This is a genomic window from Cyanobium sp. BA5m-21 (genome assembly GCF_024346235.1).
Lineage (GTDB): Bacteria > Cyanobacteriota > Cyanobacteriia > PCC-6307 > Cyanobiaceae > Cyanobium_A > Cyanobium_A usitatum.
This window is the reverse complement of record NZ_JAGQCO010000037.1, coordinates 1-21,603: the sequence shown is the minus strand read 5'-3', so window position 1 is coordinate 21,603 and position 21,603 is coordinate 1. Positions and strand designations below refer to the sequence as shown.

The 21,603-nt window shown below is 64.5% G+C and carries 22 protein-coding genes and 1 tRNA gene; 11 read left to right on the top strand and 12 right to left on the bottom strand.

All coding sequences use genetic code 11. The annotated features are described in order from the left end of the window. The 5 genes from KBY72_RS10940 to KBY72_RS10920 all read right to left on the bottom strand — a co-directional run. Positions 1–675 (bottom strand): ATP-binding protein (locus KBY72_RS10940; RefSeq protein WP_254993606.1); only part of this gene is annotated, 675 nt, incomplete at its 3' end. Between the two features lie 240 nt (positions 676–915). Next, positions 916–1,140, bottom strand: a complete 225-nt coding sequence (locus KBY72_RS10935) for an indolepyruvate ferredoxin oxidoreductase subunit alpha (protein ID WP_106501642.1) — start codon at positions 1,138–1,140, stop codon at positions 916–918. Positions 1,141–1,149: 9 nt separating this feature from the next. Next, the gene (locus KBY72_RS10930) at positions 1,150–2,319 is read right to left on the bottom strand and encodes an ATP phosphoribosyltransferase regulatory subunit (protein ID WP_254993605.1); all 1,170 of its coding nucleotides are present in this window, start codon (positions 2,317–2,319) and stop codon (positions 1,150–1,152) included. A 46-nt stretch (positions 2,320–2,365) separates the two neighbouring features. Then, positions 2,366–3,244: an inositol monophosphatase family protein gene (locus KBY72_RS10925; protein ID WP_254993603.1), complete on the bottom strand. Its 879-nt coding sequence runs from the start codon at positions 3,242–3,244 to the stop codon at positions 2,366–2,368. Continuing rightward, the gene (locus KBY72_RS10920; RefSeq protein WP_254941498.1) at positions 3,241–3,609 is read right to left on the bottom strand and encodes a 2Fe-2S iron-sulfur cluster-binding protein; all 369 of its coding nucleotides are present in this window, start codon (positions 3,607–3,609) and stop codon (positions 3,241–3,243) included. Before KBY72_RS10920 ends, KBY72_RS10925 begins: the two co-directional genes overlap by 4 nt. A 38-nt stretch (positions 3,610–3,647) precedes the next feature. On the opposite strand from KBY72_RS10920, the gene KBY72_RS10915 reads away from it, so the two are divergent. Next, positions 3,648–3,734, top strand: a tRNA-Ser gene (locus tag KBY72_RS10915). Positions 3,735–3,872: 138 nt separating this feature from the next. Here the strand turns inward: KBY72_RS10915 and pstB are convergent. Genes pstB through pstC form a run of 3 tightly spaced genes read right to left on the bottom strand, consistent with a single transcriptional unit; the run spans position 3,873 to position 6,662 of the window. Beyond that, the gene (gene pstB, locus KBY72_RS10910; protein ID WP_254962118.1) at positions 3,873–4,697 is read right to left on the bottom strand and encodes a phosphate ABC transporter ATP-binding protein PstB; all 825 of its coding nucleotides are present in this window, start codon (positions 4,695–4,697) and stop codon (positions 3,873–3,875) included. 46 nt (positions 4,698–4,743) lie between these two features. Further along, complete coding sequence (pstA, locus tag KBY72_RS10905) at positions 4,744–5,658, bottom strand: phosphate ABC transporter permease PstA (RefSeq protein WP_254962119.1); 915 nt, start codon at positions 5,656–5,658, stop codon at positions 4,744–4,746. A gap of 8 nt (positions 5,659–5,666) precedes the next feature. Beyond that, positions 5,667–6,662: a phosphate ABC transporter permease subunit PstC gene (gene pstC / locus KBY72_RS10900; protein ID WP_254962120.1), complete on the bottom strand. Its 996-nt coding sequence runs from the start codon at positions 6,660–6,662 to the stop codon at positions 5,667–5,669. Positions 6,663–6,859: 197 nt separating this feature from the next. Here pstC and dnaK point away from each other — a divergent pair, with 197 nt between their 5' ends. Genes dnaK through murQ form a run of 4 tightly spaced genes read left to right on the top strand, consistent with a single transcriptional unit; the run spans position 6,860 to position 11,265 of the window. Then, complete coding sequence (dnaK, locus tag KBY72_RS10895; RefSeq protein WP_254962121.1) at positions 6,860–8,926, top strand: molecular chaperone DnaK; 2,067 nt, start codon at positions 6,860–6,862, stop codon at positions 8,924–8,926. Then, complete coding sequence (locus KBY72_RS10890) at positions 8,923–9,876, top strand: DnaJ domain-containing protein (RefSeq protein WP_254993602.1); 954 nt, start codon at positions 8,923–8,925, stop codon at positions 9,874–9,876. The genes dnaK and KBY72_RS10890 overlap by 4 nt, the downstream gene beginning before the upstream one ends. 34 nt (positions 9,877–9,910) lie before the next feature. Further along, positions 9,911–10,324 (top strand): DUF3110 domain-containing protein, encoded by a 414-nt coding sequence (locus KBY72_RS10885; RefSeq protein ID WP_254962124.1) that lies wholly within the window; start codon positions 9,911–9,913, stop codon positions 10,322–10,324. Then, complete coding sequence (gene murQ / locus KBY72_RS10880) at positions 10,321–11,265, top strand: N-acetylmuramic acid 6-phosphate etherase (RefSeq protein WP_254962123.1); 945 nt, start codon at positions 10,321–10,323, stop codon at positions 11,263–11,265. Before KBY72_RS10885 ends, murQ begins: the two co-directional genes overlap by 4 nt. Here murQ and mtnP read toward each other — a convergent pair. After that, positions 11,244–12,167 carry an S-methyl-5'-thioadenosine phosphorylase gene (gene mtnP / locus KBY72_RS10875; protein ID WP_254962125.1) on the bottom strand — a complete coding sequence of 308 codons (924 nt, stop codon included), beginning with the start codon at positions 12,165–12,167 and terminating at the stop codon, positions 11,244–11,246. The genes murQ and mtnP overlap by 22 nt on opposite strands. Positions 12,168–12,316: 149 nt before the next feature. Here mtnP and KBY72_RS10870 point away from each other — a divergent pair, with 149 nt between their 5' ends. Beyond that, entirely contained in the window at positions 12,317–12,757 is a 441-nt protein-coding gene (locus KBY72_RS10870; RefSeq protein WP_254993601.1) for a peptidylprolyl isomerase, read from the top strand. 62 nt (positions 12,758–12,819) lie between these two features. Here KBY72_RS10870 and ribBA read toward each other — a convergent pair whose 3' ends face one another. Continuing rightward, positions 12,820–14,424 (bottom strand): bifunctional 3,4-dihydroxy-2-butanone-4-phosphate synthase/GTP cyclohydrolase II, encoded by a 1,605-nt coding sequence (ribBA, locus tag KBY72_RS10865; RefSeq protein ID WP_254993608.1) that lies wholly within the window; start codon positions 14,422–14,424, stop codon positions 12,820–12,822. A 157-nt stretch (positions 14,425–14,581) separates the two neighbouring features. On the opposite strand from ribBA, the gene argC reads away from it, so the two are divergent. Continuing rightward, the gene (gene argC, locus KBY72_RS10860; RefSeq protein ID WP_254993600.1) at positions 14,582–15,646 is read left to right on the top strand and encodes an N-acetyl-gamma-glutamyl-phosphate reductase; all 1,065 of its coding nucleotides are present in this window, start codon (positions 14,582–14,584) and stop codon (positions 15,644–15,646) included. Here argC and purN read toward each other — a convergent pair. Continuing rightward, positions 15,637–16,308: a phosphoribosylglycinamide formyltransferase gene (gene purN, locus KBY72_RS10855; protein WP_254993599.1), complete on the bottom strand. Its 672-nt coding sequence runs from the start codon at positions 16,306–16,308 to the stop codon at positions 15,637–15,639. The two genes, argC and purN, sit on opposite strands and share 10 nt — an antisense overlap. Before the next feature lie 6 nt (positions 16,309–16,314). Between purN and KBY72_RS10850 the strand changes: the two genes are divergently transcribed. From KBY72_RS10850 to KBY72_RS10840, 3 genes are read left to right on the top strand one after another with little or no spacing between them, the layout of a single operon-like run. Next, positions 16,315–16,659 carry a DUF1257 domain-containing protein gene (locus KBY72_RS10850; RefSeq protein ID WP_254993598.1) on the top strand — a complete coding sequence of 115 codons (345 nt, stop codon included), beginning with the start codon at positions 16,315–16,317 and terminating at the stop codon, positions 16,657–16,659. Between the two features lie 4 nt (positions 16,660–16,663). Further along, positions 16,664–18,397 carry a M61 family metallopeptidase gene (locus tag KBY72_RS10845; RefSeq protein WP_254993597.1) on the top strand — a complete coding sequence of 578 codons (1,734 nt, stop codon included), beginning with the start codon at positions 16,664–16,666 and terminating at the stop codon, positions 18,395–18,397. After that, a complete protein-coding gene (locus KBY72_RS10840; protein WP_254993595.1) occupies positions 18,394–19,272 on the top strand; it encodes an N-acetylmuramoyl-L-alanine amidase in 879 nt (292 codons plus the stop codon). The genes KBY72_RS10845 and KBY72_RS10840 overlap by 4 nt, the downstream gene beginning before the upstream one ends. A 68-nt stretch (positions 19,273–19,340) precedes the next feature. On the opposite strand, the gene KBY72_RS10835 is transcribed toward KBY72_RS10840, so the two are convergent. Continuing rightward, positions 19,341–20,039 carry a helicase DnaB gene (locus KBY72_RS10835; protein ID WP_254993607.1) on the bottom strand — a complete coding sequence of 233 codons (699 nt, stop codon included), beginning with the start codon at positions 20,037–20,039 and terminating at the stop codon, positions 19,341–19,343. 302 nt (positions 20,040–20,341) lie between these two features. Here KBY72_RS10835 and KBY72_RS10830 point away from each other — a divergent pair. Continuing rightward, the coding region (locus KBY72_RS10830) for a glucose-6-phosphate isomerase (RefSeq protein WP_254993594.1) at positions 20,342–21,603 on the top strand (1,262 nt) is incomplete at its 3' end.

Below are 21,603 nucleotides of genomic sequence, written 5' to 3'. Positions count from 1 at the left end.
GTCGGTAAGGTCCCTGGGGCTCTTGCGCCAAGGGGCCTCGCGCTTATTGACGGTTTCGCCTTCCAGCTGCACTTCCACCGGCAGGAAGTCGCAGTAGGTGGTTATTAAGGTGCGGATACGGGCCGGCTCGATGTATTCGAGCTCCTCCTCCATCAGGTGCAGGATCACGTCGGTGCCGGGCTCGCTGCGCTCGGCCACCTCCAGGCTGAAGTTGGGGGAGCCATCACAGCTCCAGCGCACCGCCTCCGCGCCAGCACTGGCCGAGAGGGTCACCAGCTCCACCTGCTTAGCCACCATGAAGCTGGAATAGAAGCCCAGGCCGAAGTGGCCGATGATCGCGTCGTTTTCTTGCTTGTATTTCTCGAGGAAGTCTTCGGCGCTGGAAAAGGCAACCTGGTTGATGTAGCGCTTCACCTCATCGACATTCATGCCGATGCCGTTGTCGGAGATGGTGAGGGTGTTGGCCTCGCGGTCGATGCGGATCGAAATCTTGGCTTCAGGCCCTTCGCTGCAGTCGCCAGCCATCGCCGCCATGCGCCGCTTGCTGATGGCATCCACGCCATTGCTCACTAGCTCCCGCAGAAACACCTCATGGCCGCTGTAGACGGCCTTTTTGATGATTGGAAAGATGTTTTCGGTGTGGATCTGAATCTGGCCCTGTTCCAGCACCGTCATGGCAAGCGTTAGGTCGTTGGGCCAAACCTTACGGAGCTTGGGCCTTCCGGCTCAATGGCTCTGAGGGAGGGGTCTCCGAACTTTGACTTGGCTAAGTCTTGGTTTGGTTAAGTGGTGGTTTGCTTAAGTGGTTGCTTGGCTAAGTGGTTGCTTGGCTAGGCGGTGGTTTGCCTAAGCGGTGTCTTGGCTAAGTCTTGGCTAAGCTAAGTAGCGCCGCTCACAACCTGCCTGCTACGCCGCTCAGCCTGCCTGCTGCAGCTCGGGCTTTTCTTCGGGAAGGATGGCCCCCTGCACGGGACACACCTGCAGGCAGATGCCGCAATCGATGCAGGTGTCGAAGTCGATCCAATAAAAGTTTGTGCCCTTGCTGTTGGCACCTTGGCCGGGGTTGATGCAAGCCACGGGGCAGGCATCAACGCAATCGGCTACGCCCTCGCAGACGTTGGTGACGATCGTGTGAGCCATCTCAGAATTTTAAGGAGCGATCCAGAGGGTACGGCCGCAGCCGCGGTCCTGGCCGAGGGCTTCCGCTTCCGCCTGGTTGGCGCAGGCCCCGCTGAGCAGTTCAGCGCAGGTGCCCATCTGGTGCAGGGCCTCCAGCTGATCGAGGGCTGCGGCCAGGTGTTGGGGGTTGCCATAGGCCACCAGCACCGGCGAAGGGCTCCCTATGGCAGGTGCCACCAGCTCCCGCACCGCTCCCACATCGAAGCCAAAGCCCACTCCCGCAGCTTCGCTTGGCTCTGGGCAAAAGCGACCCACCAGGGCGTCGTAACGACCGCCGCTGGCAATCTCCACCGGCACCTCCTGGCCCTGGCAGACCAGCTTCAGCACCAGGCCGTCGTAGAGGGCGAAGTGGGGCTGGAAGCTGGGGTCGAGTTGCAATTGCACCCCCAGGCGCTCGGCGGCCGGGGCCACCGCAGCCAGGGTCTCGCCCATCTCCTTTAGCAGGGGGATGGGGCCCAGCCACTGCTCCAGTTGATACAGCACCTTGGCTGGCTCGCCGCGCAGCCGCATCAGGTTGCCCAGGCGCTGCCGATCAGAATCCGGCAAGGCCAGTTGGGCTAGAGCCAGCGGGTCGAAGTTGGTTAGGGCGGCGCGGGCAGCGCCCTGCTGCTGCTCGGGTAGCTGGCGCAGCAGGGCGCTGAGCACCCCGTGGTGCCCCACCAGCAGCCGGGGTTGGTGATGGTCCTGCAGTCCAAGGGCTCCGGCGGCGGCAAGCAGCAGCCGCATCAGCTCCACATCGGCGGCGGCGGTTTGGGCCCCGAGCAACTCCACGCCGCTCTGCAACTGTTCATGCAGCCGCTGGGAGCCGCCTTCAGCCGTGGAGCTGCGGAAGGTGCTGCCCATGGCCCAGAGCCGCAGGGGGCGGGGCCGCTCGGCCAGGCGGGTGCTGGCGGCGCGGGCGATCGAGGCGGTCAGTTCCGGACGCAGCCCCAGGGGCTCATCACTTGCCAGCCGCACCAGCTCGCGGCCGTCGATGCCACCGCCGGCTTCCAGGGTGTCGAGCCGCTCAAAGCTGGGCGGCGCCACCTCCTGGTAGCCCCAGAGCCGATACACAGCTGCGAGCTGATCGGCGATGCGCCGGTTGCCCTCAACTTCACGGGGGTTGAGATCCCGAACGCCAGCGGCAGGTTGCAGGGCCATTGCGGCGTTGAAGGTGGGATGGGGTGGGCTGATCCTATGGATCGAATCAGGGGGAGTCGAGTTCGGGGGCGCCATAGCTGGCGCCGGCCAGGGGGCGGCAGGAAGCCAGGCCCTCGATCAGGGCTGGTTGCAGGGTCGCTCCACAGGCCAGGATCCGCCCCGAGTCGATCGCAAATGCCGAGCCGTCGTAGGCGCTCACCACGCCGCCGGCTTGCTCCACAAGCACCGCTCCGGCGGCCAGATCCCAGGGCGATAGGCCCCGCTCCCAAATGCCATCGAGCTTGCCGGCGGCCACGAAGGCCAGGTCCAGGGCCACTGAGCCGCCGCGGCGCACGCCCTGGCTGCGGTGGGTAAACCAGGCAAATTCGGCGTAGTTGTTGTCGAGTCGGCTGCGGCGGTCGTAGGCAAAGCCGGTCACCAGCAGGGCCTGCTCAAGGCTGGGGCAGGCGCTAACGGCCAACCTGCTGCCATTGCACCAGGAGCCCAGGCCAGGTGCGGCCCAGTAGAGCTGCTCCAGGCCTGGTGCGGCTAGGGCGCCGAGCATGGGCTGGCCGCGCCAGCACAGGCCCACCGAGGTGCCAAACAGCGGGTAGCTGTGGGCGTAGTTGGTGGTGCCATCTAGGGGATCGACGCACCACTCCAGCTCGCCGGGCCTGGGGCGGCGTCCGCTCTCTTCGGCCAGAACGCCAATCTGCGGTGTTTCGGCCTCGAGCAGCGCCAGCACCGCTGCTTCAGCGGCATGGTCTGCCTCGGTGACCAGATCGCCGGAGCGCCCCTTCTCACGCACCTGCTGCAGGCGGCCAAAGTGCTGGCGCAGTTGCTCGCCACCGACCTCCGCCGCTCGGCGCGCCACCGCCGATAGGTGTTCGAGCTCGCCGCTGCTCAGGCCCGATTGCTCGTAGGCCGCGGTGCTGGCTGCTTTCATTCCTCCTCCAGGGGTAGGGCGCTGCGCACCTTGCCGCGGCCAAAGTGCCGCCCAAACTGCAGTTCGTAGACCTCGTCCTCCTCCTGGGTCACCACCTCCAAGGGGCCGGTGGCCCGGGCCACGCAGAGAAGTCCGTAGCCACGCCCGCGCAGCTCCCGCGACAGCCCCAGGGCCTCGCGCTGATCGATTTCGCCGCTGATCACGCGCACGGCGCAGGCGGTGCAGCAGCCGTTGCGGCAACTAAAAGGCAGTGGATCACCCTGCTGCTCAAAGCTGCGCAGGATGTATTCCCCTTCGGGAACCTCATGGCGAATCACCTGGCCGGTTTGGAGCCAGTGAACCGTGATCGGATGGGTGCGAGTCATGCTGCTACATTGCCATCTGGTTGCCCCATTTTGCCCCTGGAGAGGTGGCCGAGTGGTCGAAGGCGCAGCACTGGAAATGCTGTATAGGGGCAACTCTATCGAGGGTTCGAATCCCTCCCTCTCCGTTATAAAGCCGGCCTTGCGGCCGGCTTTTTCATGGCCTTCAGGGATTGAATGAATCAATCCATACTTAGCCAAGTTGCTGAGTTAGCAAGTTGCTGATTTTGATATAAAATTTTAATTTAAATCCTTATCGTTGTATATCAGCCGAATCGGCCGCTCACGTAGTCCTGAGTGGCCTGCTGGCCGGGGGCATTGAAGATCCGCTCGGTGTCGTTGAACTCCACCAAATAGCCCACCTTGCCAGTGCCACCTTCCACTGCTTCGGCATTGAAGAAGGCCGTTTGATCAGCCACACGCACGGCTTGCTGCATGTTGTGGGTCACGATGATGATCGTGTAGCTGCGCTTCAGCTCATGCATTGTTTCTTCGATCTTCAACGTGGAGATCGGGTCAAGCGCTGAGCAAGGCTCGTCCATCAAGATCACCTCGGGTTCGGTGGCGATGGCTCGGGCGATGCAGAGGCGCTGCTGCTGGCCGCCCGAGAGGGCAAATCCGCTCTCCTTAAGCTTGTCCTTGCATTCGTCCCAGACTGCAGCCTTGCGCAGGGAGCGCTCCACCAGCTCATCCATATCACCCTTGAAGCCGTTGATCCGGGCGCCGAAGGCGATGTTCTCGTAGATCGATTTTGGGAAGGGATTGGGCTTCTGGAACACCATGCCAATGCGCCTGCGCACCTCCACTGGATCCACCTTGGGGTCGTAGAGATCGTGGCCGTCAAAAACAACCCTGCCCTTGAGCTTGCAGCCTGGAATCAGATCGTTCATCCGATTGAGGCCGCGCAATACGGTCGACTTACCGCAGCCTGAAGGTCCGATAAAGGCGGTCACCCGGCCGCGGGGAATATCCATGAACACATTTTTCACCGCCTCAAACTTGCCGTAGGAGATGGTGACGTTCTGCAGGGACATGCAGGCATCCCCCGTGGAGGAATCGGTGGACTGGCTGGAGTTGGAGCTGCTGGTCATTGATCTGGAGGGAATGGGGGAAACGGAGTGGCTGGAGGTTCGGTCTTCAGACTTTGGTCATCCGGGCTATCCAGCGCGCCAGCAGGTTGGCGGCCAGGATCATCATCACCAGCACAAAGGAGGCAGCCCAGGCGAGTTCGTTTTGGGCTTCATAGGGCATGATCGCGAAATTGAAGATCAACACCGACATGGTGGCGATCGGATCAAACACCCCATCAGGCCAGAATGAGGAGAAGAGAGCCGTGAAGATCAACGGAGCCGTTTCACCGGCGGCTCGGGCGATTGCCAGCACCACACCAGTGGCGATCGGAGTGAAGGCCGATGGCAGGGTGATCCGCATCACGGTTACAAATTTGGATGCGCCTACGCCGTAGGCACCCCAGCGCAGCTCCTGGGGCACCAGTTTGAGCCCCTCATAGGTGGTTTTAATCACAGTCGGCAGCATCAACACGGCCAGGGCGATACCGCCAGCCATGGCGCTGTAACTCTGACCGAAAAATACACGGGTGGTTACAACAATGCCGTAGACGAATACACCGGCGATGATTGAAGGCACACCAGCCAAAACGTCATTGCCGAAAGCAACGAAATTGGCAAACCAGCCGCCGGTGGAGTATTCGCTGAGGAAAATGCCGCCCCCCACTCCCACGGGGATGGCAATCAGTGACGCGATCAGGGTTACAAGTAAGGTGCCGATGATGGCGTTACCAATACCTCCACCCTCCATTCCGATGTCGGGTGGCAGTTGGGTGAACAAGCCCACGCTGATCAGGCGGCCGCCTTGCATCAAAACGTAGAACAAAACTAAAATTAGCGGTAAAACCGCAATAGCAGCAAATATCGAGGCAATGCCGGTGAACAGCAGATTGCGTAAGTTGCGCGTCAGCCAGGGGTCGTAGCGCAATGGCCGCCGGTCAAAAAGGGCGGTGTTGTCGTAAGTGATCGGAGAAGGATTGGCCATGGTGGTGATCAGTAACGCAGGCTGAGGCGACGGACGATCCACTGGGCCGCCACATTCACCGCGAATGTGAGCACCATCAGGATGAGGGCGGCATACATAAGGGCCGACACCTGGATGCCATCGGCTTCTCCGAACTGATTGGCGAGCATCGAGGCGATCGTGTTACCAGGCGCCAGCAGTGAAAAGCTGAAGTTGAAGGAGTTGCCAATAATCATCGTGACCGCCATGGTTTCCCCCATGGCCCTGCCTAGGGCAAGCATCACGCCGCCAGTTATGGAAGAAATAGCTGCCGGCAATATCACGCTGAATATGGCTCCCCAGCGGGTAGTTCCTACCCCGTAGGCTCCCTGCCGCAGTTCAATAGGCACTTGATTCAGGGCATCTCGTGAGATGGCTGTGATGATTGGTAGCACCATCACCACCAGGATCAGGATGGCCGGGGCCATGCCAGGGCCCTGGGGAGCGGTGTCAAACAGAGGGCTCCAGCCAAACAGTTCGTGCAGCCAATTGAGGACAGGACGGATGGCCGGCCCCATCACAAAGATTGCCCAAAGTCCGAGCACCACCGATGGAATGGCGGCAAGCAGTTCCACCATCAGGCCAATCCCCTCCCGCACGGAGCTGGGGATCAGGTCTTCGGTGATGAAGATCGCCGTGCCCACACCCAGAGGGATTGCGATGGCCAGAGACAGGATCGAGGTCACCATTGTGCCGTAGATGGCGGTGAATGCCCCGTATTGCTCGTTGACGGGATCCCAGCTGGAGATGGTTAGGAAGCTGAGGCCAAAACTGGCCATCGCCTCCCGCGCACCCTGAAACACCGTGATGAAAATGCCAAGCAGAACGATCGCGACAACTGAGGCGAGCGCCAGGGTTAGCTGGCGAAAGCCCAGGTCGAGCAACTTTTCTGAGGGTGGGCGGCGACGCAGGGTGAAGGCGTCAGCATCTAGATTGCGATTTGGATTCGTTGGGCCTGAGCCCGCTTGGCTGGAGTCCGTCAGCATGGGTAGGGATGGTTTTGCATCGGTCAGCGCTAAGCGGCCGATCCAAACGAAATCTACGAAGGGCTCCCCTCACCCCCGTTTAAGCAGTGATTAACGTCTGGGAGACCGTTAGTTTGGGGACCAACAGCGCGGGGCTGAGCCGCCGTTTTCATGGGTCGACGGGGTTCTAGGCGCATGCATCTAAGTAAAGGGGTGCCATGTCCCGGATAGTTGGCATCGACCTTGGCACCACAAACTCAGTGGTGGCGGTACTGGAGGGCGGCCGTCCCCAGGTGATCGCCAGCGCTGAAGGCGGCCGCACCACCCCCTCGGTGGTGGGCTTCAGCCGCGACCAGGAGTTGCTCGTCGGCCAGCTGGCCCGGCGTCAGCTTGTGCTCAACCCCCGCAATACTTTCGCCAACCTCAAGCGTTTCGTTGGCCGTCAGTGGGACGAGCTTGAGGAAGACAGCCTGTCGGTGCCCTACAGCGTGCGGGCCAACGACCAGGGCAACGTGCGGGTGGTGTGCCCAGCCACTGAACGGGAATACGCCCCTGAAGAGCTGGTTGCCAGCGTGCTGCGCAAGCTCTGTGATGACGCCGCCACCTACCTCGGCGAGCCCGTGGAAGCGGCGGTGATCACCGTGCCGGCCTACTTCAACGACGCCCAGCGCCAGGCCACCCGCGATGCCGGCCGCCTGGCTGGGATCAGCGTTGAGCGGATCCTCAATGAGCCCACCTCGGCAGCCCTCGCCTACGGCTTTGATCGCAGCACCGTCAAGCGGGTGCTGGTGTTTGACCTGGGCGGTGGCACCTTTGATGTCTCGGTGCTGCGCATCGCCCAAGGGGTGTTCGATGTGAAGGCCACCAGCGGCGACACCCAGCTGGGCGGCAACGACTGGGACCGGCGCATCGTCGATTGGCTGGCCGATGCCTTCCTGGCGGAGCACAGCATTGATCTACGCCGCGACCGCCAGGCCCTGCAGCGGCTCACCGAAGCAGCGGAGAAAGCCAAGATCGAGCTAAGTGGCGTTCAGAGCACGCCGATTTCCTTGCCTTTTATTGCCACCGGCCCCGACGGGCCGCTGCATATCGAAACCACCCTGGAGCGGCGGGTGTTTGAGGGCCTCTGCCCCGATCTGCTGGATCGCTTGCTGCGGCCGGTGCAACGCGCCCTGCGGGATTCGGCCTTCGCGGCCGAAGACATCGACGACGTCGTGCTGGTGGGTGGCTGCACCCGCATGCCGATGGTGCAGCAAATGGTGCGCACCCTCATCCCGCTGGAGCCTTGCCAGTCGGTGAACCCCGATGAGGTGGTGGCGATCGGTGCTGCGGTGCAGGCGGGGATCCTCACCGGTGAGCTGCGCGATCTGATGCTCAACGACGTCACGCCCCTTTCGCTTGGCCTGGAAACCATTGGCGGCGTGATGAAGGTGCTGATTCCTCGCAACACCTCGATCCCTGTGCGCAAAAGCGACCTGTTCAGCACTTCCGAGGCCAATCAAAGCTCGGTGGAGATCCACGTGCTGCAGGGGGAGCGGCAGATGGCTGTTGATAACAAGAGCCTGGGGCGTTTCCGTCTCTCTGGCATTCCGCCGGCGCCTCGGGGTGTGCCCCAGGTGCAGGTGTCCTTCGACATCGATGCCAACGGCCTGCTGCAGGTGTCGGCTACTGACCGCACCACCGGGCGCCAGCAGAGCGTCAGCATCCAGGGGGGCTCCAACCTCAGCGAGGAGGAGATCACCAAGTTGATTGAGGAGGCCGATCTCAAGGCCAGCGAGGATCGGCGCAAGCGAGCCGAGATTGATCGCCGCAACCGGGCCCAAACCCTGGTGGCCCAGGCGGAGCGCCGCTTGCGCGACGCATCCCTTGAACTGGGCCCCTACGGCGCCGAGCGCCAGCAGCGCTCCGTGGAGATGGCCCTGCGCGATGTGCAGGATCTGCTGGCTGCCGACGACCTGGTGGAGCTGGAGCTGGCCGTGAGCCAGCTGCAGGAAGCTCTGTTTGGCCTCAACCGTCGCTTGCAGAGTGAACGCAAGGCAGAGCAGGGGCCGCTGCAGGGGCTCAAGAACACCCTGGGCTCGCTCAAAGATGAGTTGTTTGCCGATGACGATTGGGATGACTGGAACCGCCCTGGCAGCGATCCCTGGGCTGCTCCCCCCAGTCGCTACGACCGGGATCCCTATAGAGAGCCCTACAGGGAGCCCTATCGCGAACCTGAACCGGCAGCCCGCGAGCGCCGGCCCCGCAGCGATTCAGATCCCTGGGGGGATAGTTCCTACCGGTGACCTCTAGCCCCGCCGCCCCTGCCGACTACTGGTCGGTGCTGGGCCTAGAGCCTGGCGCCGATGCCAGCAACCTCAAGCGGGCTTTCCGGGCCCAGGCCCGCCGCTGGCACCCCGATCTCAACGGCAACGACCCGCTGGCGGAGGAGCGCTTCAAGCTGGTCAACGAGGCCTATGCGGTGCTCTCAGATCCGCGCCGCCGCCAGGCCTGGGAGGCCGGTATGCCCGCTGACGGCCCGGGCCGGGAGTCCCAGGATCCCTTTGCTTCCGGTTTCCCCGACTTCGAGGCATATCTCGAGGTGCTTTTCGGTGAGCGCCGCCGTCCCCGCCGGGCCGCCGAACCCGAGTGGCAGGAACCCGAGCCCGAGCCCGAGCCTCCTGCGCCCCACCCCCGTCAGGCCTCTGGATCGGTAACCGCCGCACCGCCGCCGCCACCACCGGTGCGGGCTTCCAGCGACCAGGAGAGCCTGGTGGAGCTCACGCCGGAGCAGGCGTTGCAGGGGGAGCGGCTGGAGCTGGAGCTTGCTGATGGCACGGCGGTGGAGGTGTGGACCCCTCCTTTTGCCGGCGATGGCTGGCGACTGCGGCTGGCGGGGGTGACCCCCGGCGGCGGTGATCACTTTTTGCAGTTGCGGGTGCGCACCGAGGAAGGCCTGCGCATCGACGGCCTGCGGGTGCTCTACCCCCTCGAGCTGACCCCAGCGGAGGCGGCCCTGGGCTGCCATGTGGTGGTGCCCACCCTGCGCGGTCCGGTGAAGCTGCGTGTGCCGGCCGGCTCCTCCAGCGGCCGCCTGCTGCGCCTGCGGGGGCGGGGCCAGGAGTGGGCTGAGCAGCGCGGCGACCAGCTGGTGGAGGTGCGCATCCTGGTTCCGGAGCAGCTGGGTGAGGCGGAGGCAGCCCTCTACAAGCGGCTGCAGGAGCTCGCCGACGATCCCGACGAGCAGCACCGGTGACACACTGGAGGTCCATTGCCCCATGCCGCGATCCATGCCGGTGCATGTGCTGCTGTTTGATGCTGGAACCGATCAGGAAGGCATCCATTCGTTGGAGCTAAATGGCCGCACGGTGGTGCTGCTGTTTGAAGACAGCGACGATGCGGAGCGCTACGCCGGCCTGCTCGAAGCCCAGGACTTCCCCGTGCCCACCGTGGAGCCGCTCGACCGCGAGGAGATGGAGCTTTTCTGCGGCGAGGCGGGCTATGAGGCTCGCTTTGTGCCGGCGGGCTTCCTGCCCCAGAGCGCTGAAGACCGGCTGCTGATTGCGCCGCCTGAGCGCAACATGGATGTAACCAACTGGCAGGAGCAACGGGAGCAGCAGGAGCAGCAGCAGGACCAGGCGGGCGAGAGCGCCCCTGACCCCAGCCTCGAAGCCTTCCGCCGTCAACTGGAGGGCCTTCTGTGAGCATCCCTCCTGTGAGCGGCACTGATCGCGGCCACCTGCTCACCGAGCAGGCCAATCCCCTCAGCGAGCGGCTCGACCAGCTGCCCACCGACGAGCTGGTGGGCCTTTTTTGTGCCAACGAACGGGAGCCCCAGCGGGCCCTGGAAGCGGCGGCCCCGGCCCTGGCTGCCGCCGTTGATGCCATCGCTGCCCGTTTGCAGGCCGGCGGGCGACTTTTTTACCTAGGTGCTGGCACCTCCGGCCGGCTTGGTGTGCTCGATGCCGCTGAGTGTCCGCCCACTTTCTGCACGGCGCCCGAGCTGGTGCAGGGGGTGCTCGCTGGCGGCGCCCCAGCCCTGCTGCGCAGCTCCGAAGGCCTGGAGGATCTGGCAGCTGCTGGCCGCAGCGACCTGGAGGAGCGCGGCTTTGGCCCGGCCGATTGCTTGGTGGGTATCGCTGCTGGCGGCACCACTCCCTACGTGCTCGGGGCCCTGGAGCACGCCCAGGCGATCGGAGCCCTGGCAATCGCCATGGCCTGCGTGCCAGCCGAGCAGGTGCCGATGCCCTGCTCCATCGACATTCGCTTGCTGACGGGCCCTGAACTGCTGGCGGGCTCCACCCGGCTCAAGGCCGGCACCGCCACCAAGATGGCCCTTAATTTGCTCTCCACCGGCGTGATGGTGCGCCTGGGCAAGGTGCACGGCAACCGCATGGTGGATGTGGCCGTCACCAACAGCAAGCTGGAGGATCGGGCCCTGCGCATCCTGCGCGATCTGGCTGGGCTGGAGCGGCAGCGCGGCCGGGAACTGCTGCAGCAGAGCGGCGGCTCCGTGAAGCTGGCCTTGTTGATCGCGGCCACTGGCCTGGACGCGGCCTCAGCCTCAGCCCACCTGGCCAGCCATGGCCCCAGCCTGCGCCAGGCCCTGGCGGCCTGCGGCGCTCAGCTGAATGGCCCCCAGTAGGGAGCCGTAAATAGGTCGAGCTTGCGGCGTGTGGCGGCAGGCACGTGCTCCTTGGGCGTCATCAGGGCATGGCGCAGGGCCTGGTGGGCGCTGCTGCTGGGTCGCTGGGCCTCCACCCGCTGGGCAGCTAGCCGCACGATCTGCTGGGCCAGGCTGGCGTTGGCTTGCAGGTTGGCGATCACCATTTCCACTGTCACCGAGGCGTGTTCCTGGTGCCAGCAGTCGTAGTCGGTCACCATTGCCAGGGTGGCGTAGGCGATCTCGGCTTCCCGGGCCAGCCGCGCTTCAGTGTGATTAGTCATGCCGATCACTTCGCAGTCCCAGGAGCGGTAGAGCTCCGATTCGGCCCGGGTGGAGAAGGCGGGCCCCTCCATGCAGAGGTAGGTGCCGCCGCGGTGCAGCTTGCGGCCTTCGGGCATCAGGCTTTCGGCCACATCGGCCAGCAGGCGGCTGAGCGCCGGGCAGAAGGGCTCGGCAAACGCCACATGGGCCACCAGCCCCTCGCCAAACAGCGTCAGCGGCCGCTGCTGGGTGCGATCGATGAATTGATCCGGCACCAGCATGTCGAGGGGCCGAACCTGCTCCTGCAGGGAGCCCACCGCCGAGAGGGACAGGATCCAGCGCACGCCGAGGGAGCGCAGGGCCCAGAGGTTGGCCTGGTAGGGCACCTCGGTGGGGGTGTGGCTGTGGTGGCGGCCGTGACGGGCCAGGAACACCACCTCCAGATCGCCGATACGGCCGAGCCGCAGGGCATCGGAGGGGGCTCCGTAGGGCGTTTCAATCGTGAGCTCTTGAATGTCTTCGAGGCCCTCCATGGCGTAGAGACCGCTGCCCCCCAGGATCCCCAGGCGGGCGCGGCTGAGATCGATGCCGTTAGGGGAGTTGGGGGTGGGGCTGCTCATCGGCGGCGGGGTCTGGCGACGGGGCGTTGAAAAGGGTTGGTCCGGTTGAACCGCGGTTTGTCCGGGTGGACCGTGCCCCATTCTCAGCACGGCGTTTCAGCCGGTTGGCCCGTGCCACCCCATAAAGTCGGCCTTTATTCCTTGCCGCCGTGACCAAAGCCTTGATGGAGACCGACGCCGGCACCATCGAACTCGAACTGTTCGAGGCCGATGCACCTAACACCGTGGCCAACTTCACCAAGCTCGCCAAGGAGGGCTTCTACGACGGCCTGGCCTTCCACCGTGTGATTCCCGGCTTCATGGCCCAGGGCGGTTGCCCCAATAGCCGTGAAGGCGCCCGTGGCACCGCCGGCACCGGCGGCCCCGGCTACCAGATCAACTGCGAGATCAATAGCCAGAAGCACCAGGCGGGCACCTTGGCCATGGCCCATGCCGGCAAGAACACGGGCGGCTCGCAGTTTTATATCTGCCACGGAGCCCAGCCCCACCTCGATGGCGTGCACACCGTGTTTGGCTTCACCGGCAAAATGGATGTGGTCACGGCCCTCAAGAACGGCAGCCGGATCAACAAGGTGATTATTCAGGACTGAAAGCTGACAATCCAGGATTGAAGGTGACAACCCAGGACTGAAAGTGACGATCCAGGATTGGGTCAGCGCCAGACCAGAAAGGCACCGGGCTGAACTATCAGGTCGGTGCCCAAATCTGCAAGGGGCCGCTGCTCTGACTCCAGATCAGCGCTGGGGTGACTGCTGCGTTGGCCATCAGGGGCCAATAGCAGGCTCAGCCGTTCGGTTTGGGGCCAGTCGCCCATCAGCACCAGCGCGGCAGCAACGGCCCCCACTCCACTGCCGGCATGGTCGAGGCCACTGAGCAGCACCGCCAGCTGGGGCTGGTCGAGCAGGGCCAGCAGCCTTGGATGCTCCTCTCGCTCCACCTGCAGCCCCTGCTTCAGGGCCCAAAGCTGCAGCTGCTCAAGCTGTCCACTCGCCAAGGCCTGGCCGTGCCATGCCAGCACTGCCGTGGGTCCGCCGATCGGGCAGGAGGGACCATCACCCATCAGATGGCCAAGTTTGATGCGCTTGGTTTGCAGGTAAGCGGCGTTGTGGCTGCCGGCATCCATCACCAGCGGCACCCGGTCTTCGACCTGCAGGCCATAACCACCGAGGCCTGCGATCTTGCGCGGGTTGTTGGTGATCAGGCGCAGGCGCTGGATGCCCAGGTCGCTGAGGATTTGAGCCCCAACTCCGTAGTTGCGCAGGTCGGCAGCAAAGCCAAGGCGTTCGTTGGCTTCCACCGTGTCTAGGCCGGTGTCCTGCAGGGAGTAGGCCTTGAGCTTGTTGATCAGGCCAATGCCCCGGCCCTCCTGGCGCAGATACACCACCACCCCAACGCCGGCGGCTTCGATCATGCGCAGGGCCGCCTCCAGCTGGGGCCGGCAGTCGCAGCGCAACGAACCAAAGGCATCTCCGGTGAGGCACTCGCTGTGCACCCGCACCAGCACCGGCTCTTTAGCCAGCTGCGGTTGGCCCTTGATGATGGCAACGTGCTCGCTGCCATCGAGTTCGTTGCGGTAGCCGATGGCGCGGAAGTCGCCGAAGGCGCTTGGCATGGCCGCTTCCGCCTGGCGCTGCACGAAGCGCTCGGTGTCGAGGCGGTAGCTGATCAGTTCGGCAATGCTGATCAGGCGTAATCCGTGGCGTTTGGCGTAGGCAGCCAGCTGGGGTAGCCGGGCCATGGAGCCGTCGCTGTTTTGAATTTCGCAGATCACCCCGGCGGGATAGAGGCCTGAAAGCCTGGCCAGATCGACTGCGGCCTCGGTGTGTCCAGCGCGCTTCAGTACGCCGCCTTGCTTAGCCCGCAACGGGAAGATGTGGCCTGGCCGGCGCAGGTCGGCCGGACGGGTTTGGGGGTGGATCGCCACCTGGATGGTGCGGGCGCGATCATCGGCGGAAATTCCAGTGCTGACGCCGTTTTCTGGGCCCGCATCGACGCTCACCGTGAAGGCGGTCTGGTTGCTGTCGGTGTTGCGATCCACCATCAGCGGCAGATCCAGGGCATCGAGCCGTTCACCCTCCATGGCCAGGCAGATCAGGCCCCGGGCCTCGGTGGCCATGAAGTTGATCTGCTCGGGCGTTGCAAACTGCGCGGCGCAGATCAGGTCGCCTTCATTTTCACGATTTTCATCGTCCACCACGACGATTGATTCGCCGTTGCGGATCGCGGCTAGACCATCGGCAACTGAGTCAAAAGCGATTCGCTCTTCCCCGTTCAAAGCGACCTCCGGGCTGGAACCGGATGGCAAGGGCGTGGAACTCGAGTCGCGCAGGAGGGTCAACGGAGTGCGTGCGGGGACTGGGCCCTAGCGCAATCATCCTTTATAAAGCTCCTTCGTCCTGCCCCCGGGCCTTGCCATGGCCAACAAGCGTGTTGCGGTAATCGGCGCCAGTGGCTACGGAGGCCTCCAGACCCTGCGCCTGCTCCACCAGCACCCTGCCCTGGATGTCAGCTTCTTGGGCGGAGAGCGCAGCAGCGGCAAGCGCTGGAGTGAGCTGGTGCCCTTTTTGCCCCTGGCCGGCGACCCGGTGGTGCAAACCCCAGACCCCGATGCCATCGCTGCGGCGGCTGATTTCGCGGTGCTCAGCCTGCCCAATGGCCTGGCGGCCCAGCTGGTGCCGCCCCTGCTGCAGCGCGGTGTGCGGGTGGTTGATCTTTCCGCCGACTACCGCTTCAGCAGCCTCAGCCGCTGGCAGGAGGTGTATGCCAGCGAGGCCCGGGAGGTGCCCCGCAGCGATGACGACCTCTGCGCTGAGGCCGTCTATGGCCTGCCCGAATGGGAGGCGGAGGCGATTCGCACCGCCCGTTTAATAGCGGCTCCTGGCTGTTTCCCCACGGCCTCACTGCTGGGGCTGCTGCCGTTCTTGAAGCAGGGTCTGATCGACACCACCGGCATCGTCATCGACGCCAAAACCGGCACCTCCGGTGGTGGTCGGGCTGCCAAGGAGCACCTGCTGCTGGCGGAATGCTCTGAAGCGGTTGCTCCCTATGGGGTGGTGGGCCACCGCCACACCAGTGAGATTGAGCAGCTGGCTAGCCGGGTGGCGGGCCATGAGATCCAGCTGCAGTTCACCCCGCATCTGATGCCGATGGTGCGGGGCCTGCTGGCCACCGTCTACTGCCGTCTGCGCGACCCAGGCCTCACCGCTGAAGACTGCGTCACCCTGCTGGCTTCCGCCTACCGCCAGGCCCCCTGCGTTGAGGTGCTGCCGGTGGGTACCTACCCCTCCACCAAATGGGTGCGCCAGACCAACCGGGCCCTGCTCTCGGTGCAGGTGGATCGCCGCACCGGCCAGCTGATCGTGATGGCTGCCATCGACAACCTGGTCAAGGGCCAGGCCGGCCAGGGGGTGCAATGTCTCAACCTGATGGCCGGGCTTGAGCCCACCGCCGGCCTGCCGTTGCTGCCCTTCTATCCCTGACGCACTAGATCCACTACCAGAGATACCGCCAGGGGCAGGACGCGGTGCTCCTGGCGCTGGATGCGGGCGTTGAGGCTGGCGTGGTCGTCCGTGGCTAACACCGGCACCGCCGCCTGCACCAGGATCCGCCCTGCATCAACCTCCTCGCACACCAGGTGGGCAGTGCAGCCGGCCAGGGTGACCCCCGCCGCCAGGGCCTGGCCCACCGCATCAAGGCCGCGGAAGCTGGGCAGCAGCGAGGGATGAATGTTGATCAGACGCTCGGGGAAGGCGCCGATCAGGGTGCTCGTGACAACGCGCATCCAGCCCGCCATCACCACCACATCAACGCCGGCTGCCTGAAACGCCGCCACCAGGGCCTGGTCGAGGGCCTCGCGGCTGGCCACGCTGCGGTGGTCATGCACTTGGCAAGGTATGGCGAGGCGCTCGGCCCGTTGCTGGGCACCGCAGCCGGGATTGTTGACCACCAGCAGGGCCACCTCTGCTTGGAGCCGGCCGTCTGTGCAGGCTTGCACCAGGGCCTCAAAGTTGCTGCCGGCTCCCGAAGCCAGCACCCCCAGCCGCAGGATTGGCTGCGCGCCGGCGCAATCCGGTTGCAATTCCGGTGGCAATGGCCACTGGACGCAGGACTCTTGATCGCTAGGGTCTGAAAAAGCGGGCATTGCGCCGTGTCCCACCTCACCATCCTGCCCACAGTGCTACGCGATGCCGAGGGGCTCGCCGCCAGCTTGGTGGCCCTGGGCCACACCCCCATCTATGGCGGGGTGCTTAAGGGCTTTGCCACCGAGCGCCAGCCCGTTCTTTTGCAAGTTGTTTTGCCGGGTGGTGAAAGGCTGGGCTGGCAGCGCCACCGCGACGGTTCCCTTGCCCTGGTTGGCGACCTGCAGCGCCTTAGCCGCTCCCAGAGCCTGCAGCGCCTGCTTGGAGCCATCACCCGCCGCTACGCCGCCGAGCTGGCCCTGCGCCAGGCCGCCAGCGCCTTTCCTGAGGCCCAGGTGAGCTTGGCGTCCTGACGCCGTGCCTGAGCTGCATCTCGACCTCACCGCCTGCCACCAGCACCTGGTGCGGGTCCGCCTGCTTCACACTCCCCGTCACCTGAGCCTGCGCCTGGCCCTGCCGGCCTGGACTCCCGGCTCCTACCTGATCCGCGACTATGTGCGGCAGCTTGAGGGTCTGGAAATCACTCAGGCTGGACATCAGCTGGAGCCGCGCCGCACCAGCCCGAGCAGTTGGCAGCTTGAGCTTCCCAGCCTCGAACCAGTTGAAATTAGCTACGCGGTGCTGGCCGCCGAGCTCACGGTGCGCACCTGCCATCTCGATGGCGACCACGGATTTCTGGCCTTAGCAGCCGTGGTTCTGGAGCTGGAGGGGGAGCGTTGGTCGCCCCACCGTCTGCAGCTCAGCCTTCCGCCCAGCTGGGATGCCTTCGTGCCCCTGCCAGAGCTGCCGGGCCCGGCGAAGGGCTGGCTTGCCGCCGATTACGACCAACTTATCGATACGCCGATTGAGGTTGGTCCCCATCGCTCCCATCACTTCAGCGTCGCCGGTGTGCCGCACCGCTGGGTGACTTGGGGCCGCGATCTCCAAGGCGCCGATCTGCTTGACAGTGATCCCGAGCTGCTCAGCGATCTCGAAAAGGTTTGCCTGGCCTGCTGCCGGTTGATGGGCGTGGAGGGACCTGCGGCCGACCACTACCTGTTTGTGTTGCACCTCACCGAAAGCGGTTATGGAGGCCTGGAGCACGACTACAGCACGGTGTTGCAGTTTGGCCGCCGGGTCCTGGCCAAGCCTGATGGGCGCCGCAAGTTGCTGCAGCTAGCCGCCCATGAATACCTGCACCAGTGGAATGTGCGCCGGCTGCGGCCCGCCGAATTAAGCCCCTATCGCTACGACCAGGCGGTGGTGGTGCCCACCCTCTGGTTTGCCGAGGGAATCACCAGCTATGTGGATCAGTTGTTGCCCCACTGCGCCGGCTGCAGCAGCGAGGCGGAGCTGCTCGAGGATCTGGGCGCGGATCTGAGCCGCTACCTGCTCAGTGCTGGGCGGGGCTTGCAGAGCCTGCGCGCCAGCAGTGAGGAGGCCTGGGTAAAGCTCTACCGCCCCGATGCCTACTCCCCCAACAGCCAGGTCAGCTACTACCTCAAGGGTGCGGTGCTGGCCCTGGTGCTGGACCTGCACCTACGCCGTGCCGGCAGCGGGCTGCCCGTGGTGCTGCGGCAGCTTTGGGCCAGCCATGGCGCCGTGGGGCGGGGTTACCAGGAGGCAGACCTGCTTGCTGCTTTTGCCAGCCAGGCGCCCGATCTAGCTGAGCTATTACCCCGCTGGCTCAGCTCCTGTGAGGATCCGCCCCTATTTGGCTATCTGGCCGATGTGGGCCTGCGGCTTGAACCCCGGCTGGCCGCCAGCCAGGAGCTGGGCTGCCGCTTGGAGCCAGGCAGCGGCGGCTTGGTGGTGCAGCGGGTGGGCCGCGATGGACCGGCCCAACGGGCGGGGCTGGTAGTGGGCGATGAATGGATTGCCCTCGATGGCCTGCGCCTGCGCAGCATTGACGATTTGCTGGTGCATCTGCAGCCGGAGGCTCCCCTGATTCCCCACCAGCTGCTGTTCTGCCGGGACGGCTTGGTGCGCAGCACCGTGCTGCTGCCAACGGCACCAGCAGTGGAGAGCTGGCAGCTCCAGCTCGATCCCGCCACTACTGATCCCGGCTGTGCTGAGCGCCGACGCCGCTGGCTGGGCCTTGAGGCGGCATGAATTCCAGCCCCCGGCCTCTCTGGCTTGCCCTGGGCGCTGGCGCCATGCTCGCCCTGGGCGGGCTTGGCTGGCTGGCTCGCGACCTCTCAGCCCAACCGAGTGGCGGCCAGAAGCGCCCCACCCTGCTCGAGCTGCTCGAAGAGGTGCGCCAGGCTCCGCCAGCGCCTGAGCCGGGCCGTCGGGCGGCACCGGGGCCTCCGGCCCACCGGCCTTGGCAATCCCCCCTGCGGGCGAGTTGCGCTCCCGGCGATCCAGCCCAGCGTTTAAGACTGCAGCAATTGGCAGAAAGGGTCCAAACCTCCCCGGCTCGGGTTCAGATCCATCCCACCAACTTTGGCGAGCGTTTTAATCGCGATGCCTACGGCAATCCGGTGGATCCCACACCCCAGCTGGTGGTCCTGCACGAAACGGTTTATGGCATTGGTTCAGCCATCAACACCTTCGTGACGCCCCATCCCCGCGATGAAGATCAGGTGAGTTACCACACCTTGATTGGTGGCGATGGCTCGGTGGTCCAGGTGCTCGATCCTTCCAAACGGGCCTTCGGGGCTGGCAATTCGGCCTTCAACGGCCGCTGGGTAGTAACGAACGCCAAGGTGGGTGGCTCGATCAATAACTTCGCCCTGCACATCAGCTTGGAAACGCCCCTCGATGGCGAGAACGACGGACCAGCCCATAGCGGTTACACCTCAGCCCAATACGACGCCCTGGCGGCCCTGCTAGCCGGCTGGATGCAGCGTTTCCCCATCCCGGCCTCCCACATCACCACCCACCGGGCGGTGGACCTGGGCGGCGAGCGAGCTGATCCCCGCAGCTTCCGTTGGTCTGAGTTGCAAACCCGAATGCAAAACCTCGGCCTGCTCTGCAACCGTTAATTGAATTATTAAATAATTGAATTATTAAATAGTTGATTAGATAATTAGTTGATTAGCTAAATAGTTGATTAGATCAGCGGAGCCGGGGCCTGTTTACGGGTGGCGTAGAGCAGGGCATGGAGTTCGGGATCCTGCATGGTGCGCAAGATGCGGCGGGGATAGTCGAGCTTGCCGTTGTGGAGGTAGGCCAGGGTCGCTAGGGCCTTGGCGTCACGGGGGTTGCCGCTGGCCTGGAGGGGGCGCTGGGGCAGCTCGAGGGCGCGACTGAGGCGGGCGAATTTGCCCACCAGCAACACCACGTTGCGCTCGGGATCGAGCAGCTGGTTGCGGGCCTCGGTGATTTCGGCTTCGGAGGCATTGGGCGGCAGCAGGCCCTGGTGCACCATTTCGCCGAGGCTTAGCTGGGCGGGGCCATGGGTGCTGAATAAGCCGGAATGGGCTGCCAGGGGCAGATCTTCGCCCGGTTTGGCGTGCCGCATTTCGTCAAACAACACCGCCGCCACCAACACGGGATTGATCCTCTGGCGCTGGGATTCGGCCAGGATCAGGGGACGAAGCTCTACCAGGCGCCCCAGGGTGTGGCTGCGCAGCGGCTCTAGTTGGTCGATACCACTGGTGAATAACTGGGCCAGACGGGGCTGGGGGCCGTGGACACCAAAGCGGCGCTGCAACTCCTTGAGTTCGTCTGGTGAAAATTGCAGCGGGTCTGCGAATTGCCCCGAGCCAGCAGCGGAGCTGATGCTGCCGCTGAGACCGGGATCCAGCAGTAGCAGGGGCGTTTTTGGACCGTTAAGGATGGGAATGCTTGCAACGGCCAGCAGGGCTGCTGCAAGGCCGGTCAGACGCCGAACCCCTACCAGCCGCTTGCCGAGGGCAAGCCAGCGCGGGTAGCTGGTGGGGATAGGCACAAACACTCATTAATTGTGGCTTGATATTACGGAATTTATCTTGATTAGTCCCCTGGCTACGGAACGGTCTTCCGTCCGTCCCTCGTGTTGGTGCTGGGGCTGGTGTTGGGGCGGGGTCAGATCTAAGTTCTGGCGACGAGAGCGGCTTGAGCCGCAAGCCCATGCTTGCCAACTTTGATGGCTCCAATGCCGAGACCCAATGGCAACGCTTCTGCGACTTGCTTTGGTATGAAAGCGATCTTGGTATCTGGCTCGATGTGAGTCGCATGGCGATCGGCCAGGCCGATCTCGATGCCTTGGCTCCCCGATTCGAGCTGGCCTTTGCGGCGATGGCGGCCCTGGAGGCTGGTGCGATCGCCAATCCGGATGAACAGCGCCAGGTTGGCCATTATTGGCTGCGCACCCCAGAGCTGGCACCAGACGCCGCCACCACCGCGCACATCAACGCCGAGGTGGAGCGGATCGAGACCTTTGGCCGCGAGGTGCTCGACGGCAGCCTCCGTGCTCCCAATGGCCAGCCGTTCACCGACGTGCTTTGGATCGGTATTGGCGGTTCCGGCCTCGGCCCCCTGCTGATGGTGCGCGCCCTGCAGGAAGAGGGTCAGGGTCTCCCCTTCCACTTCTTCGACAACGTTGACCCCGCCGGCATGAGCCGCACCTTGGCGGGCCTGGACGGCCGCCTAGCCACCACCTTGGTGGTGGTGGTGAGCAAGTCAGGCGGCACCCCTGAGCCCCATATCGGCATGGAGCAAGCCCAGGCTCGGCTCGAGGCCCGGGGCGGGCAGTGGGCTGCCCAGGCTGTGGCGGTCACCATGCTCGACAGCAAGCTCGACCAGGTGGCCGTGGCCGGTCAGTGGCTGCGCCGCTTTGACATGTTCGATTGGGTGGGTGGCCGCACCAGCATCACCAGTGCGGTTGGCCTGCTACCGGCGGCCCTGGTGGGTGCCGATCTGCGCGGCTTTCTGGCCGGCGCCGCCCGAATGGACGCCCTGACCCGGGGGTCTGATCTGCTCCATAACCCGGCGGCCCTGATGGCTGCTTCGTGGTTTGTGGCCGGCCATGGCCAGGGCAAGCGCGACATGGTTGTGCTCCCCTATCGCGATCGGCTGGAGGTGTTCAGTCGTTATCTCCAGCAGTTGGTGATGGAGAGCCTCGGTAAGAAGCACGACCGCGCCGGCGAGGTGGTGCACCAGGGCATTGCCGTTTACGGCAACAAGGGCTCAACCGACCAGCACGCCTATGTGCAGCAGCTGCGCGATGGCATCGACAATTTCTTTGTGACCTTCATCGAGGCCTTGGAAGAGCCCAGCGATATCCCGCCCATCGGTGATGAGATCCCTGGCGACTTCCTCGATGGCTTCCTGCAGGGCACCCGTTCGGCCCTGATGGAAGGGGGCCGCCAGAGCCTCTCGATCACCCTGCG

What these genes read in the sequence shown, in the direction of transcription:
- KBY72_RS10920 (WP_254941498.1), bottom strand. Translation starts at nt 3,609, where the DNA reads ATGACTCGCACCCATCCGATCACGGTTCACTGGCTCCAAACCGGCCAG.
- KBY72_RS10930 (WP_254993605.1), bottom strand. Translation starts at nt 2,319, where the DNA reads ATGGCCCTGCAACCTGCCGCTGGCGTTCGGGATCTCAACCCCCGTGAA.
- KBY72_RS10840 (WP_254993595.1), top strand. Translation starts at nt 18,394, where the DNA reads ATGAATTCCAGCCCCCGGCCTCTCTGGCTTGCCCTGGGCGCTGGCGCC.
- argC (WP_254993600.1), top strand. Translation starts at nt 14,582, where the DNA reads ATGGCCAACAAGCGTGTTGCGGTAATCGGCGCCAGTGGCTACGGAGGC.
- KBY72_RS10925 (WP_254993603.1), bottom strand. Translation starts at nt 3,244, where the DNA reads ATGAAAGCAGCCAGCACCGCGGCCTACGAGCAATCGGGCCTGAGCAGC.
- KBY72_RS10885 (WP_254962124.1), top strand. Translation starts at nt 9,911, where the DNA reads ATGCCGGTGCATGTGCTGCTGTTTGATGCTGGAACCGATCAGGAAGGC.
- pstA (WP_254962119.1), bottom strand. Translation starts at nt 5,658, where the DNA reads ATGGCCAATCCTTCTCCGATCACTTACGACAACACCGCCCTTTTTGAC.
- dnaK (WP_254962121.1), top strand. Translation starts at nt 6,860, where the DNA reads ATGTCCCGGATAGTTGGCATCGACCTTGGCACCACAAACTCAGTGGTG.
- pstB (WP_254962118.1), bottom strand. Translation starts at nt 4,697, where the DNA reads ATGACCAGCAGCTCCAACTCCAGCCAGTCCACCGATTCCTCCACGGGG.
- purN (WP_254993599.1), bottom strand. Translation starts at nt 16,308, where the DNA reads ATGCCCGCTTTTTCAGACCCTAGCGATCAAGAGTCCTGCGTCCAGTGG.
- KBY72_RS10935 (WP_106501642.1), bottom strand. Translation starts at nt 1,140, where the DNA reads ATGGCTCACACGATCGTCACCAACGTCTGCGAGGGCGTAGCCGATTGC.
- mtnP (WP_254962125.1), bottom strand. Translation starts at nt 12,167, where the DNA reads ATGAGCAGCCCCACCCCCAACTCCCCTAACGGCATCGATCTCAGCCGC.
- pstC (WP_254962120.1), bottom strand. Translation starts at nt 6,662, where the DNA reads ATGCTGACGGACTCCAGCCAAGCGGGCTCAGGCCCAACGAATCCAAAT.